This window comes from Rathayibacter sp. AY1C2 (assembly GCF_002931195.1).
GTDB lineage: Bacteria > Actinomycetota > Actinomycetes > Actinomycetales > Microbacteriaceae > Rathayibacter.
The window spans coordinates 53,247-65,836 of record NZ_PSWG01000005.1 but is presented as its reverse complement, the minus strand read 5'-3'; the positions used below and the strand labels follow the sequence as shown (position 1 = coordinate 65,836).

The following is a 12,590-nucleotide window of genomic DNA, read 5'->3' as shown; positions in this document are numbered from 1 at the left end:
GATCGCCGCATGGTCTCCCCGATCGAGGACTACGCCGTCCTCTCCGACTGCCGCACGGCCGCTCTCGTCTCCCGCGACGGGGGGATCGACTGGCTGTGCCTGCCGCGCTTCGACTCCGCCTCCGTCTTCGGCGCCCTGCTCGGCGGCGACGACCAGGGGCGCTGGTCGCTCCGGCCGGTGGACGGGGAGGCGACGAGCGAGCGCCACTACCTCGGCGACACGCTCGCGCTGGTCACCCGGTGGACGACTCCCACCGGCGTCGTCGAGGTGGTCGACGTGATGCCGCTGCGCGACGAGCGCGCCGAGCTGGTGCGCCGGGTGCGCGGAGTGTCGGGGACCGTCCGGATGCGGCAGGAGCTGCGCATCCGCTTCGACTACGCCCGCACCATGCCGTGGGTGCGGCAGGAGGGGACGGACGAGGATCCGCTGCTCGTCGCCGTCGCCGGGCCCGACGCGGTCGTGGTGCGCGGAGTGCGGTTGAAGGCCGTCGACCACGCCCACGCGGCGGAGTTCGACGTCGACGCGGACGCGGTCGTCGACCTCTCGATGGCGTGGTTCCCCTCGCACCAGCGGGCGCCCAAGCGCCTCGACGTCGACCGCGCGCTGGAGCGCACGCTGTCCTGGTGGTCCGAGTGGGCGTCGGCGATCGACTACGACGGCCCGCACCGCGACGCCGTCGTCCGCTCGCTGCTGATCCTCCGCGCCCTCACCGACGACGAGACCGGCGGCATCGTCGCGGCGGCGACCACCTCGCTCCCGGAGCAGTTCGGCGGCGCCCGCAACTGGGACTACCGCTACGTCTGGCTCCGCGACGCCTCGCTCACCCTGCAGGCCCTGCTCGCGCACGGGTTCGAGCAGGAGGCGCAGAAGTGGCGGGCCTGGCTGCTCCGCGCGGTCGCGGGCGCGCCGGAGGACGTGCAGATCATGTACGGCCTCGCCGGCGAGCGAGACCTGCCCGAGCGGGAGATGCCGAGCCTGCCCGGCTACGACGGCGCCTCCCCCGTGCGGATCGGGAACGCCGCCGTCGACCAGTACCAGGCGGACGTGATCGGCGAGGTGATGGTCGCTCTGCACGAGGCCCGCGTGGCCGGAGTGGACGAGACGGAGTTCTCCTGGCCGCTCCAGCGCGCGCTCCTGGGCTTCGTCGAGACCAACTGGCAGCGGCCGGACAACGGCATCTGGGAGATCCGGGGCGAGCCGCGGCACTTCACGCACTCGCGGGTCATGATCTGGGCCGCGCTCGATCGGGGCGTCCGCGCCGTGCGCGAGAACGGCCTGCCCGGTCCGGTCGAGACCTGGGAGCGCCTCCGCGACGAGGTGCGCGCCGAGATCGAGGCCCAGGGCTTCGACGCCGAGCGCGGCCACTTCGTGCAGTCCTACGGCTCGCCCGAGGTCGACGCGTCGCTCCTCGTGCTGCCGATGGTCGGCTTCGTCCCCGCCGACGACCCGCGGATGCTGGGCACCGTCGCCGAGCTGGAGCGCGTGCTCCTGCAGGACGGCCTGCTGCACCGCTACCGGACCGAGTCCTCGGTCGACGGCCTCGCGGGCGGCGAGCACCCGTTCCTCGCCTGCTCCTTCTGGCTCGTCCGGCAGTACGCCGACTCCGGCCGGATCGACGACGCGCGGACCCTGATGGACCGGCTCGTCGGGCTCTGCAACGACGTGGGCCTCCTCTCGGAGGAGTACGACGTCGAGGGCCGCCGGCACGCGGGGAACACTCCCCAGGCCCTCTCCCACCTCGCCCTGGTGCAGGCGGCCGACGCGATCGCGGCAGCCCGATGAGGCGCCGCCGCGTCGTTCTCGCGAGCATCGGCGGAGTCCTCGGAGTCGCGGTCCTCGGCTTCCTCACCTGGAGCTCGATCGTCAGCGGCCCCGACGAGGACGCCCTCGCCCGCGTGCGCGCCGATCCGGCGATCGCGGTCGAACGCACGGACGACGCGCTCGTGATGACGCCGACCTCGACCGGCGAGCTGGCCGGCACGGGCCTGGTCTTCATCCCCGGAGCGAAGGTCGACGCCTCCTCCTACGAGGCGACCCTGGCTCCGCTGGTCGACGCCGGGGCGACCGTCGTGATCACGCGGCCGATCCTGCACCTGGCCTTCTTCGACCTCCGCTCGCTCGAGACTTTCACCAGCCAGGCCGAGGGCGTCGACCGCTGGCTCGTCGGCGGCCACTCCCTCGGCGGCGTGAAGGCCTGCCAGTGGGCCGAGGACCCGGCCGTGGCGGGCCTGGTGCTGCTCGGCAGCTACTGCGCGAACGACCTCTCGGGCTCCGGGCTCCCCGTCCTCAGTGTCAGCGGATCGGAGGACGGGCTCAGCACGCCGGAGAAGGTCGCCGACGCGAGCGTCCGGCTGCCCTCCTCCGCCGACCTCGTCGAGATCGACGGCGCCAACCACGCCGACTTCGGCTGGTACGGGCCGCAGGCGGGCGACGGCGAGGCGACCATCAGCCACGAGGAGGCGGACGCCCGCATCGCCGAGGCCCTCCTGGGCTTCAGCCGCGAGGTCGGCTGAGTCGCCCGCTCCCGCTTGACCTCGAGCGCACTCGAAGTCGTAGGTTGACGCCATGTCCACCGCCACCGCCGCCCCGGCCGAGCCGGAGGTGCTGTCGATCTCGCAGGTCGCCGCCGTCACCGGTCTCACCGTGCACACCCTGCGCTACTACGAGCGCGCCGGGCTCATGCTCGACCCGGTCGAGCGCGCCTCGTCGCAGCACCGCCGCTACCGGCCGGCCGACGTCGGCTGGGTCGACTTCCTCACCAAGCTCCGCGCGACCGGGATGCCGATCGCGCGGATCCGCGAGTACGCCCGGCTCCTCCGGAGCGGGCCCGCCACGGAGCCGGAGCGCCTCGCGCTGCTCCGGACGCACCGCGAGGAGGTCGAGGCGCAGCTCGCCCGGACACACGCCAGCCTCGCCGCGATCGACATCAAGATCGCGGCGTACCAGGAGAGGACCACCCACTGATGAAGACGATCACCCTCGGATCCGACGTCGCCGCTCTCGAGGTCTCGCGCCTCGGTCTCGGCGCGATGGGCATGTCGGCGTTCTACACCGGCGCCGGCACCGACGACGCGGAGTCGATCCACACCGTGCACCGCGCCCTCGAGCTCGGCGTCACGTTCCTCGACACCGCCGAGATCTACGGCCCGTACACCAACGAGGAGCTGCTCGGCCGCGCGCTGGCCGGCCACCGCGACGAGGTCGTGCTGGCGAGCAAGTTCGGCATGATCCGCCACCGCGGCGATGGGGGCCGCGGACTCGACGGCTCCCCGGAGAACCTGCGGCTCGCCGTCGAGGGCTCGCTCGCGCGCCTCGGCACCGACCGCATCGACCTCTACTACCAGCACCGCATGGACCCGGGCGTCCCGGTCGAGGAGACCGCCGGGGCCTTCGCGGAGCTGATTCAGGAGGGCAAGCTCCGCGGCTACGGCCTCTCGGAGGCGGCGCCAGCGACGATCCGGCGCGCTCACGCCGTGCACCCGGTCACCGCTGTGCAGTCCGAGTACTCGCTCTGGACCCGCGACCCCGAGGCGGAGGTGCTGCCGGTCCTCCGCGAGCTCGGCATCGGCTTCGTCCCGTACTCGCCGCTGGGCCGCGGCTTCCTCACGGGCAGCATCCGCTCGGTCGCCGAGCTGGGCAGCGACGACTTCCGCCGCGACAACCCCCGCTTCGCCGACGGAGCGCTGGAGGCGAACCTCCGCATCGTGGAGGCCGTCGACCGTGTGGCGGCAGAGGCGGACGCGACCGCCGCGCAGGTGGCGCTCGCCTGGCTGCTCGCCCAGGGCGAGGACATCGCTCCGATCCCGGGCACCAAGCGCGTCTCGCGCATCGAGGAGAACGCCGCCGCGGACGCCCTCGTGCTGACCGCGGAGCAGCTCGACGTCCTCGGCTCGCTCGAGGCCCCCGTCGGCGACCGCTACGCCGACATGAGCTCCGTGAACCGCTGACCGCCCTGCGGGACGCCGCTCGCCGCGCACCCCCCGGGTGCGGCCGTGCGAGCGGCGTCCTCGCAGGAGTCAGTCCCGCGGCGGCAGCTCCCGCTTCGGGGTGTCCCGCTTCGGGGTGTCCCGCAGGTCGATGAGACCTGTGAACATCGCCCCCCGCTCGTTCGAGCGCTCGTCGCCCGAGAACAGGTTGTCCGGGGCGGAGGACCCGTGCCGGCGCGGGGTCGCGGCGGGAGCGGGCTCCCGCTCCATCTCGACGCGCTGACGCGGCAGGGCGACGGGGTCGTTCTCGTGCAGCCACGAGACGAGTCGCTCGCGCACGTAGCAGCGCAGGTCGAAGAGCGTCGGCGCGTCCTTCGCAGTGACGAGCACCCGGATCCGGACGAAGCCGCCCGTCGCGTCGGTCACCTGCAGCACGCTGGTGCGCCGGTCCCAGAGGTCGGTCTCCTCGAGCATGCGGTGCAGCTCCTCGCGCATCTGCTCGGGGCTGACCCGCCAGTCCAGGTCGAGCTCGACGGCGCCGAGCAGCTCGGACCCGGTGCGGGTCCAGTTCTGGAACGGCTGGGTCGTGAAGTAGTTCGTGGGCAGCACCAGGCGGCGGTCGTCCCAGAGGTGGACGACGACGTAGGTCAGCGTGATCTCCTCGATCCGCCCCCACTCGGTCTCGACGATCACCACGTCGTCCAGGCGGATGGCGTCGCTGAAGGCGAGCTGCATCCCGGCGAAGATGTTCGTGAGGCTCGACTGCGCGGCCAGGCCCGCCACGATCGAGAGCACGCCGGCCGAGGCCAGGAGGCTCGCACCGGCCGTGCGGGCCTCGGGGAAGGTCAGCAGCGAGGCGCCGATCGCGATTACCACGACGGCCGCCACGGCGACCCTCCGGATGATCGTCATCTGCGTGCGGAGGCGGCGTGCCCGGCGGTTGTCGGCCGTGTCGGTCCGGTAGCGCTCGGCGCCCAGGTCCTCGAGGAACACGAACAGGGATCCGATCACCCACGCCGCCGCGCCGATCGTGGCGATCTGGAACACCCGCTGCACGAGACCCGGCCAGGGGTCGCCCGACACGGTGGCGGCGAGCGCGGCCCAGACCGCGATGGTCATCAGCAGCACGCGGAACGGGATGCGCAGACGCCGGATCAGCAGGCGCGCCCAGGTCTTGCGCTTGCCGACCGAGCGCAGCACGAGGGCGACGACGGCGGTCGCGACCACGGCGATCACGACCGCGATCACCACGGCGAGCGCGATCGAGCCGATCACGGGGAGGACGTCTTCGGGCACATCGGTCCTTTCTGGAGGGGAAACGGAAGCGAACGGAGATCCTGCCACGCGAACGGGGGTCGGTCCGCATTCTGCGCCGGACACCGTGCGGATGCTCAGGCGCCTGTTGGCGTCGGCGGACGGAGACGTCGACCTCGCCTGGAGCACCGTCGCCCGGGCCTTCACGCGGACGCGCATCACCCTGAGCCTGACCGCCGCCGCAGACGACCAGGCCCGGGCCTCGGACGCGCTCGACGTCGGGATCGGCTCCACGAGCGCCGGCTTCCGCGGAGTCCTGCCGCTGCTCGACCCGTCGACCGCCGCACCCTCCAGCGAGTGAGCACGGGCCGGCGCTCCCCCCGCGGGCGCTACGAGGAGGTCGGGAACGGACACGGACCGGGAACGACGAAGCCCCGCACCTCACGAGGAGGTGCGGGGCTGGTGGTGCACCCCCTCGGACTTGAACCGAGAACCCACTGATTAAGAGTCAGTTGCTCTGCCGATTGAGCTAGAGGTGCGTTCCGGTCGGCTGATCGTGCGTGCCGAACCGAGGAATCACATTACCAGCGTCTCCCCCCGTCTCGTCAAATCGAGTGCGACGGACCGCCCGCGGCAGCGATCGGAGGCTCCGCGGGACCCACCGGTATCGTGGTCGCGTGACCCCGCAGAGCAGTGACCAGAGCTTCGACGACGACCTCCGACTCGCCCTCCGCCTGGCGGACGCGGCCGATGCGATCTCGCGGGAGCGGTTCGGCGCGCTCGACCTCGTCGTGGACACGAAGCTCGACCGCACCCCGGTCACCGACGCCGACCGCGCCGTCGAGGAGGCGATCCGCGCGCTGCTCGCCGCCGAGCGTCCGGACGACGCGATCCTCGGCGAGGAGTTCGGCACCTCGGGCGAGGCCTCGCGGCAGTGGATCCTCGACCCGATCGACGGCACCGCCCACTTCCTCCGCGGCGTCCCGATCTGGGCGACCCTGATCGCGCTCGCGGTCGACGGCGTCCCCGTCGTCGGAGTCGTCTCCGCTCCCGCTCTCGGCACGCGCTGGTGGGCGGCTGAGGGCTCCGGCGCCTGGGCCGTCGAGCTGGAGGCCGGGGCCGAGCCGCGACCGCTGCGCGTCTCGGGGATCGACACGCTCGCCTCGGCGACCTTCAGCTACAACAGCATCCAGCAGTGGAAGGGCGCGGGCCGTCTCCCGCAGCTGCTCGAGCTCGCCGGCGCCGTCTGGCGCGACCGGGCGTACGGGGACGCGTGGCCCTACATGCTCGTCGCCGAGGGCCTCCTCGACGGTGCGGGCGAGTTCGACGTGAAGCCCTACGACCTGGCGGCCCTGGTGCCGATCGTGCAGGAGGCGGGCGGCCGCTTCACCTCCGCCGACGGGGAGGACGGGCCGTGGCACGGCAGCGCCGTCGCCACCAACGGCCTGCTGCACGACGAGGTGCTCGCGATCGTGGCGCCGCGATGAGGAGCCGGACGGCCGCGCTCGCCTCGGCGGCGCTCCTCCTGCTCCTCTCGGGCTGCTCCTCCGTCGTCGGGCCGGACGGCCCGGAGGCCGTGCGTGACGAGGGCGGCACGGTGGCGACCGCCGGCGTCACCGACGTGTTCTCGCTGCGGCGCGGCGACTGCCTGGCCGACCCGGGCGACGACCGCATCGCCGACGTGGACGTCGTCCCGTGCGCCGAGGAGCACGAACTGGAGGTCTTCCACACGTTCGCGCAGCCCGGAGACCGCTACACCAGCCGCAACACGCTGCTCGCCCAGGCCGAGGCGGGCTGCGAGCCGGAGTTCGGCGCCGTGATGGGGATCGCCTACGGCGACTCCGCCCTCGAGTACCGCTCGCTCGTCCCCTCCGAGGTCGGCTGGCGCCATGGAGACCGCACGATCGTCTGCGCGGTCCTCGATCCGGCCGACGACTCCACCACCGGCAGCCTCTTCGGCTCCGCTCGCTGACCACGGCTCCGATCGACCCCCGTTCGGCTCATTGACACGCGCTCCGTCGGAGCGCAGGGTGAAGGGACGAACGGCAGGCGCGAGGGGGCGCGGAGACCGGCGGCTCAGGAGTCGACATGCAGGACCGGCACGACCAGGAACCCCCCGAGCGCTCGCGCACGGCCGAGCAGCACTGGGGACCGGCGGACAGCCTGTTCCCGAGGCTCCACCGGCAGAGCTCCCTGCTCGCCGCGGCGGAGGCGGTCGCGCAGGTCGACGGGCCCGGCCCGGGCGACGTCTGGTCGCGGCTCCTGCACGACTACGCCCACGCCTCCGACCGCGTCGTCTCGGTGGACGGCGACGACGAGGCCGCCACGCTCGGCTGGCTGAAGCCGCGCGGTGTGGTCTCGCTGCTGGTCACCGAGCGGTGCGACGACGACGACGCCGCCGAGCACCTGGTGGCCGCGCTCGCCGCGATGAACGCCGTGACCCTCTCCGTGCACGAGGCGCGAGCAGCACGGCTCCGTCCTCTGCTGGACGTGCTGCACCGGCTCCTGCCCGACGCGTTCGCCGAGCTGCCGGTGGACCGCAGCGCCCACTACCCGGCCGGCACCGCCGTCGCCGTGCTGGCGCCGGGCGTGCTCTACCGGGACTGGGCCCCGCCGCAGGCTCTCGCCGGCCCGGCGCACGACGACGACGACCGGCTGGCGATGCTCACCCTCTACGGGCGGATCAGACAGCTCGACGTGCGCCCGTCGTGAGGGCGGCGGAGCGGAGCTCCCAGTGTGCGACGACGACCGGTGGTGGAGATGGGGGGAATCGAACCCCCGTCCATCGCTGTGATTCTGCGCCTTCTACGGGTGTAGCCGATGAGAGCGTTCTGCTCGGCCCCGACCGTTACCATCGGCGCATCGGTCGACGGGCCCAGCCCGAGTGCAAGTCCCGCGTCGCCCTCAGGCGTAACGACGCAGCAAGTCCTCTAGATGACGCCAGGATCCGGGGCGAGGACGCACCCACGGGCTGACGGACTATCTACTCTGGCTTAGGCAGCGAGAGCGAAGTCGGTGCGCTTCTGTTCGGCACCTGTGTTTTCCAGGGATCGTTGACGAGATGACCCTGGATCCTCGACCCGCTTCTCGCAGTTTCGCAGGCAATGTCGAAACCGATCATCCCCGCGAGCACTCGACGGCCCGGAGGCCGCTGGAGTGGGTCGTTCGTCGCACACTGTGGAGTTACGAGTCCTAGTCTACCTCAGCTCCGCGGGCGGTCACCCGGCGGCGGCGCAGATCGAGCAGACCCAGCACGAGCGCGAGCGCGATCAGCCCGAGGGTGACGAAGTAGCCGTTGCGGAAGGCGTCGTGGTAGCGGTCCAGCCCCTCCGCCATCCCCTGCTCGCTCGCCAGCGTCGCGAAGAAGACGGCGGAGGCGCAGGCGGTGCCGACCGCGGTGCCCACGCGCTGGCCGAGCTGGCCCACGGAGCCCGCCACGCCGCCCTGCGCCGGCGGGATCTCGGCGAGGGTGAGCGTCTGGTTCGGCGACACGACGAAGCCGCCGCCGGCCCCGGCGACGAGCATCGCGGCACCCATGCCGTAGGCCGCGGTCTCGGCCGGGAGGAGCTCGGCGGCGAGCAGCACGAGCGTGAAGCCGATGACCACGAGCACGATGCCGAGCACCACCAGTGCGCGGCCGTAGCGCTGCACGAGCTTGCCGCCGTACCAGGCGGTCACCGCCGAGGTCAGCGCGAACGGGATGCTCACCATGCCGGCGAACACCGGCTCGAGGCCGAGCCCCTGCTGGAGGAAGAGCGTGGTGAGGAGGAAGGTCGCCGGGATCGCGGCGAAGTAGGAGGTCGCGACCAGGATGCCGTTGCGGTAGGAGCTGGTCCGGAAGATGCGGAAGTCGATGACGGGCGTCCGCCCCGACGCGGCGTAGTGCGCCTCCCAGCGCACGAAGACCGCGGCGGCGGCCGCGGCGAGGACCAGCCAGAACCAGCGGTAGGGCGAGTCCGAGGAGGAGCCCGTGGTCAGCAGGAACGGCAGCATGAACGCGAAGATCGCGACCGCCAGCAGGAGCAGGCCGACCGGGTCGAGGGACCGGTCTCCCTCGGGCCGCGAGCGCTTCTTCGGGATGAGCTTCCAGGCGAAGACCAGCGCGGCGACGCCCAGCGGGATGTTCATCCAGAACAGCAGGCGCCAGCCGTCCTGCTCGCCGCCGATCGCGATCAGGAGGCCGCCGAGGGTCGGGCCGAAGGCGGTCGACAGGCCGATGGTCGCGCCGAAGACCCCGAAGGCCCGGGCCCGCTCGGCGCCGGTGAACATCTGCTGCACCAGCCCGAGGACCTGGGGCATCTGGATTCCCGCGGCGACGCCCTGCAGGAAGCGCGCGACGACGAGCAGCTCGATCGACGGCGCGAGCGCGCAGAGCAGGCTCGTCACCGTGAACGCGGTCAGCCCGATGAGGAACAGCAGGCGGCGCGAGCGGATGTCGCCCAGCCGACCGGCCGGCACGAGCGCCAGTCCGAAGGCGAGCGCGTAGCCTGCGACGATCAGCTGCAGCTGGCTCGCGTCCGCTCCGAGCGAGCGCTCGATCGACGGCAGGCCGACGTTGACCTTCGAGAGGTCGAGGATCGTGATGGCCGCGACTCCGACGCTCACCGCGAAGGCGCGCCACCGCGTCTTCTCGTCGGCGGCGCTCAGGGCGGCGGGGGCGCTGTTCTCGGGGGAGGTCACGCGCCCCAGTCTCCCAAAGCACGGGGCGCGAAGAAGAGGCTTGCGCGGCACCCGTCGGACAGTGCCCGCCGGGGCCTACTCGCCGAGGCGGCGGCGGGTCGACATCGCACGGTCCGCCTCGCGGCGGTCCTGGCGCTCTCGGAGGACCTGGCGCTTGTCGTAGTCCTTCTTGCCCTTGGCCACGGCAAGCTCGACCTTGGCCTTGCCGTCGCTGAAGTACAGCGAGAGCGGGATCAGCGTGTACCCGCCCTCCTTCACCTTGTTGTGGATCTTGAGGATCTGCGCCTTGTGCAGCAGCAGCTTGCGCTTGCGGCGCGGCGGGTGGTTCGTCCAGGTGCCCTGGGCCCACTCGTTGATGTGGACGGCGTCGAGCCACGCCTCTCCCCCGTCGACGAACGCGTAGCCGTCGACCAGCGAGGCTCGGCCGGCCCGGAGGGACTTCACCTCGGTGCCGGTGAGCACGAGGCCCGCCTCGTAGGTGTCCTCGATGAGGTAGTCGTGGCGCGCCTTGCGGTTGGTCGCGACGACCTTCTGTCCCTGTTCTCTGGGCACGGCTGCTCCTCGGGTCGCGAGCGGATGAAGGGGGCGGGCATCGTCGGGGCGATGCACCGGTGGGCCGCCCCGAACGGGACAGCCCACCAGTATACGTCCGGTCCGGGATCAGACCCGCAGGTACCGCGCGATCGCGACGTTCGCCGAGACGGCGGCCAGGACGATGCCGACCACGATCAGGATCGGCACGACGATCAGAGCGTCGTCGAGTCCCACGAAGGAGGTCAGCGGGATCCGGTACGCCAGGAACCCCTGCACGAAGACCTGCACGATGGCGACCACCGCGACTCCCGCGAGGATCGAGCCGACCAGCGCGGCGAAGACCCCCTCGAGGATGAACGGGGTCTGGATGAACCTGTTCGAGGCCCCCACGAGCCGCATGATGCCCAGCTCCCGTCTCCGCGAGAACGCCGAGAGGCGGATCGTGGTGGCGATGAGCAGCACGGCCGCGACGAGCATCAGGACGGCGATGCCGATCGCCGTGTAGCTCGCCGCGTTGAGGATCGAGAAGATCTGGTCGAGGTACTGCCGCTGGTCGGTGACGCTCTCGACTCCCGAGACGCTCGACAGGCTCTCCACGATGACGTCCGACTGGGTCGGGTCCTTCAGGTTGATCCAGAAGGTCTGGTTGAGCAGGTCGGGAGTGACGTACTCGGCGACCGGGTTGCCCGCGAACTGCTCCTGGAAGTTCGCGTAGGCCTGGTCGTGGTCCTCGAAGTAGGAGCGGTCGATGTACGGCGCGAGCGTCGCGCCCTCGAGCTGGCCCTGCACCGCGTCGATCTGCTCGGCGGTGGCGTCGGAGCCGCTGCAGTTCGAGCCGCCGGAGGTGGCGGTGCACATGTACACCGCGACCTGCGCCTTGTCGTACCAGAAGTTCTTCATCTGGCCGATCTGCATCTGGAGCAGGATCGCCGTGCCGACGAAGGTGAGGGAGATGAAGGTCACCAGGATCACCGAGACGACCATGGAGACGTTGCGCCGGAGGCCGCTGGCGGCCTCCGACCAGATCAGTGCGAATCTCACTTGACGGGTCCTACGTTCTGCTGGTCGTCGCCGGTCTCGTCGCCCTCGCCCGCGTGGGCGCGGAGGCCGAGGCGCGCGGCGAGCGACTCCTCGGGCAGGGCGCCGGTGTCGGCGGGGAGGAAGATCGGACCGGTCTGGCTCTGCAGCTCGACGACGCGCGGGGCGGCGGCGGGCTCGGCGGCCGGCTCCGGCTCGCGCTCCGGCTCGACGGCGGCGGAGCGGCGGCCCTCGGGGACGCGGGGCTGGGCGGCGGTCTGCGAGAGGCGGGCCGGCTCGGGCGGCGGGGCCGGGGCCTCCTGGCGCAGGTCGATCTCGGGGACCTCGGCGGGCGCGAGCTCGCTGTCGATGATCGCCGGGGGCGCGGGCTGCTCGGCGACCGCGTGGTCGTCGGCCGCCACGACCACGACGCCGTCGTGGACGACGGTGATGCTCTCGGTCTGGCCGTAGCCGCCCTGGCTCTCGTCGCGGACGATGCTGCCGGCCGAGAGCTCGATGACGCGGCGCTTCATCTGGTCGACGATGCCGGCCTCGTGGGTCGCCATGATCACGGTCGTGCCGCCCGCGTTGATCCGCTCGAGCAGCGCCATGATGCCGGCGCTCGTGGTCGGGTCGAGGTTGCCCGTGGGCTCGTCGGCCAGCAGGACGGCCGGCTTGTTGACGACGGCACGGGCGATCGCCACGCGCTGCTGCTCGCCGCCGGAGAGCTCGTGGGGCAGGCGCGACGCCTTGCCCGCGAGGCCCACCATCTTGAGCGTGTCCGGGACGGCCTCCTGGATGTAGCCCTTCGACTTGCCGATCACCTGGAGGCTGAACGCGACGTTGTCGAAGACCGACTTGTTCGGCAGCAGCCGGAAGTCCTGGAACACGACGCCCATGTTGCGGCGGAAGTACGGGACCTTGCGGCTCGAGATCTTGCCGAGGTTCTGCCCGAGCACGTGGATCGACCCGGAGGAGGGACGCTCCTCCTTGAGGATCAGGCGGAGGCAGCTCGACTTGCCGGAGCCGGAGGCGCCGACGAGGAAGACGAACTCGCCCCGAAGGATCTCGAGATCGATGGCGTTGAGGGCGGGTCTCGTGCCGCCCCGATACTGCTTGGAGACGTTGTCGAAGCGAATCATGTCGGTACGAGGGTAAGCGACGATCCCGAAGAGTCCG

The 12,590-nt window shown here is 71.9% G+C and carries 13 protein-coding genes, 1 tRNA gene and 1 other RNA gene; 8 read left to right on the top strand and 7 right to left on the bottom strand.

Going from position 1 to position 12,590, the window contains the following annotated elements:
• The first annotated feature begins 9 nt into the window (after positions 1-9).
• Genes C5C55_RS05640 through C5C55_RS05625 form a run of 4 tightly spaced genes read left to right on the top strand, consistent with a single transcriptional unit; the run spans position 10 to position 3,947 of the window.
• Positions 10-1,782 carry a glycoside hydrolase family 15 protein gene (locus C5C55_RS05640; protein WP_104233211.1) on the top strand — a complete coding sequence of 591 codons (1,773 nt, stop codon included), beginning with the start codon at positions 10-12 and terminating at the stop codon, positions 1,780-1,782.
• A complete protein-coding gene (locus C5C55_RS05635) occupies positions 1,779-2,513 on the top strand; it encodes an alpha/beta hydrolase (protein WP_104233210.1) in 735 nt (244 codons plus the stop codon). The genes C5C55_RS05640 and C5C55_RS05635 overlap by 4 nt, the downstream gene beginning before the upstream one ends.
• Before the next feature lie 52 nt (positions 2,514-2,565).
• Positions 2,566-2,964 carry a MerR family transcriptional regulator gene (locus tag C5C55_RS05630; protein ID WP_104233209.1) on the top strand — a complete coding sequence of 133 codons (399 nt, stop codon included), beginning with the start codon at positions 2,566-2,568 and terminating at the stop codon, positions 2,962-2,964.
• Complete coding sequence (locus C5C55_RS05625) at positions 2,964-3,947, top strand: aldo/keto reductase (protein ID WP_104233208.1); 984 nt, start codon at positions 2,964-2,966, stop codon at positions 3,945-3,947. The genes C5C55_RS05630 and C5C55_RS05625 overlap by 1 nt, the downstream gene beginning before the upstream one ends.
• Before the next feature lie 69 nt (positions 3,948-4,016).
• Here the strand turns inward: C5C55_RS05625 and C5C55_RS05620 are convergent, their stop codons facing one another.
• Positions 4,017-5,222: a mechanosensitive ion channel family protein gene (locus C5C55_RS05620; protein WP_258065409.1), complete on the bottom strand. Its 1,206-nt coding sequence runs from the start codon at positions 5,220-5,222 to the stop codon at positions 4,017-4,019.
• Positions 5,223-5,313: 91 nt separating this feature from the next.
• Between C5C55_RS05620 and C5C55_RS16500 the strand changes: the two genes are divergently transcribed.
• Positions 5,314-5,541: a hypothetical protein gene (locus tag C5C55_RS16500; protein WP_181067791.1), complete on the top strand. Its 228-nt coding sequence runs from the start codon at positions 5,314-5,316 to the stop codon at positions 5,539-5,541.
• A gap of 102 nt (positions 5,542-5,643) precedes the next feature.
• Here C5C55_RS16500 and C5C55_RS05610 read toward each other — a convergent pair.
• Positions 5,644-5,719: transfer RNA gene (locus tag C5C55_RS05610), tRNA-Lys, on the bottom strand.
• A gap of 138 nt (positions 5,720-5,857) precedes the next feature.
• On the opposite strand from C5C55_RS05610, the gene C5C55_RS05605 reads away from it, so the two are divergent.
• The 3 genes from C5C55_RS05605 (at position 5,858) to C5C55_RS05595 (ending at position 7,892) form a co-directional block, all read left to right on the top strand.
• Positions 5,858-6,667, top strand: a complete 810-nt coding sequence (locus C5C55_RS05605) for an inositol monophosphatase family protein (RefSeq protein ID WP_104233205.1) — start codon at positions 5,858-5,860, stop codon at positions 6,665-6,667.
• Positions 6,664-7,152, top strand: a complete 489-nt coding sequence (locus C5C55_RS05600) for a septum formation family protein (RefSeq protein WP_104233204.1) — start codon at positions 6,664-6,666, stop codon at positions 7,150-7,152. The genes C5C55_RS05605 and C5C55_RS05600 overlap by 4 nt, the downstream gene beginning before the upstream one ends.
• Before the next feature lie 116 nt (positions 7,153-7,268).
• A complete protein-coding gene (locus tag C5C55_RS05595; protein WP_104226969.1) occupies positions 7,269-7,892 on the top strand; it encodes a hypothetical protein in 624 nt (207 codons plus the stop codon).
• 40 nt (positions 7,893-7,932) lie between these two features.
• Here the strand turns inward: C5C55_RS05595 and ssrA are convergent.
• The 5 genes from ssrA to ftsE all read right to left on the bottom strand — a co-directional run bounded on the left by ssrA (position 7,933) and on the right by ftsE (position 12,553).
• Positions 7,933-8,305, bottom strand: a transfer-messenger RNA (tmRNA) gene (ssrA, locus tag C5C55_RS05590).
• Positions 8,306-8,372: 67 nt separating this feature from the next.
• Positions 8,373-9,860, bottom strand: a complete 1,488-nt coding sequence (locus tag C5C55_RS05585; protein WP_104223557.1) for an MFS transporter — start codon at positions 9,858-9,860, stop codon at positions 8,373-8,375.
• A gap of 75 nt (positions 9,861-9,935) precedes the next feature.
• Positions 9,936-10,412, bottom strand: a complete 477-nt coding sequence (gene smpB / locus C5C55_RS05580) for an SsrA-binding protein SmpB (RefSeq protein ID WP_104223558.1) — start codon at positions 10,410-10,412, stop codon at positions 9,936-9,938.
• Positions 10,413-10,520: 108 nt separating this feature from the next.
• Entirely contained in the window at positions 10,521-11,435 is a 915-nt protein-coding gene (gene ftsX / locus C5C55_RS05575) for a permease-like cell division protein FtsX (protein WP_104233203.1), read from the bottom strand.
• Positions 11,432-12,553: a cell division ATP-binding protein FtsE gene (gene ftsE / locus C5C55_RS05570; RefSeq protein WP_104233202.1), complete on the bottom strand. Its 1,122-nt coding sequence runs from the start codon at positions 12,551-12,553 to the stop codon at positions 11,432-11,434. The genes ftsX and ftsE overlap by 4 nt, the downstream gene beginning before the upstream one ends.
• Positions 12,554-12,590: the final 37 nt, after the last annotated feature.

Coding starts and splice junctions, on each gene's coding strand:
- C5C55_RS05640 (WP_104233211.1), top strand. CDS start 10: ATGGTCTCCCCGATCGAGGACTACGCCGTCCTCTCCGACTGCCGCACG.
- C5C55_RS05635 (WP_104233210.1), top strand. CDS start 1,779: ATGAGGCGCCGCCGCGTCGTTCTCGCGAGCATCGGCGGAGTCCTCGGA.
- C5C55_RS05630 (WP_104233209.1), top strand. CDS start 2,566: ATGTCCACCGCCACCGCCGCCCCGGCCGAGCCGGAGGTGCTGTCGATC.
- C5C55_RS05625 (WP_104233208.1), top strand. CDS start 2,964: ATGAAGACGATCACCCTCGGATCCGACGTCGCCGCTCTCGAGGTCTCG.
- C5C55_RS16500 (WP_181067791.1), top strand. CDS start 5,314: ATGCTCAGGCGCCTGTTGGCGTCGGCGGACGGAGACGTCGACCTCGCC.
- C5C55_RS05600 (WP_104233204.1), top strand. CDS start 6,664: ATGAGGAGCCGGACGGCCGCGCTCGCCTCGGCGGCGCTCCTCCTGCTC.
- C5C55_RS05595 (WP_104226969.1), top strand. CDS start 7,269: ATGCAGGACCGGCACGACCAGGAACCCCCCGAGCGCTCGCGCACGGCC.
- ftsE (WP_104233202.1), bottom strand. CDS start 12,553: ATGATTCGCTTCGACAACGTCTCCAAGCAGTATCGGGGCGGCACGAGA.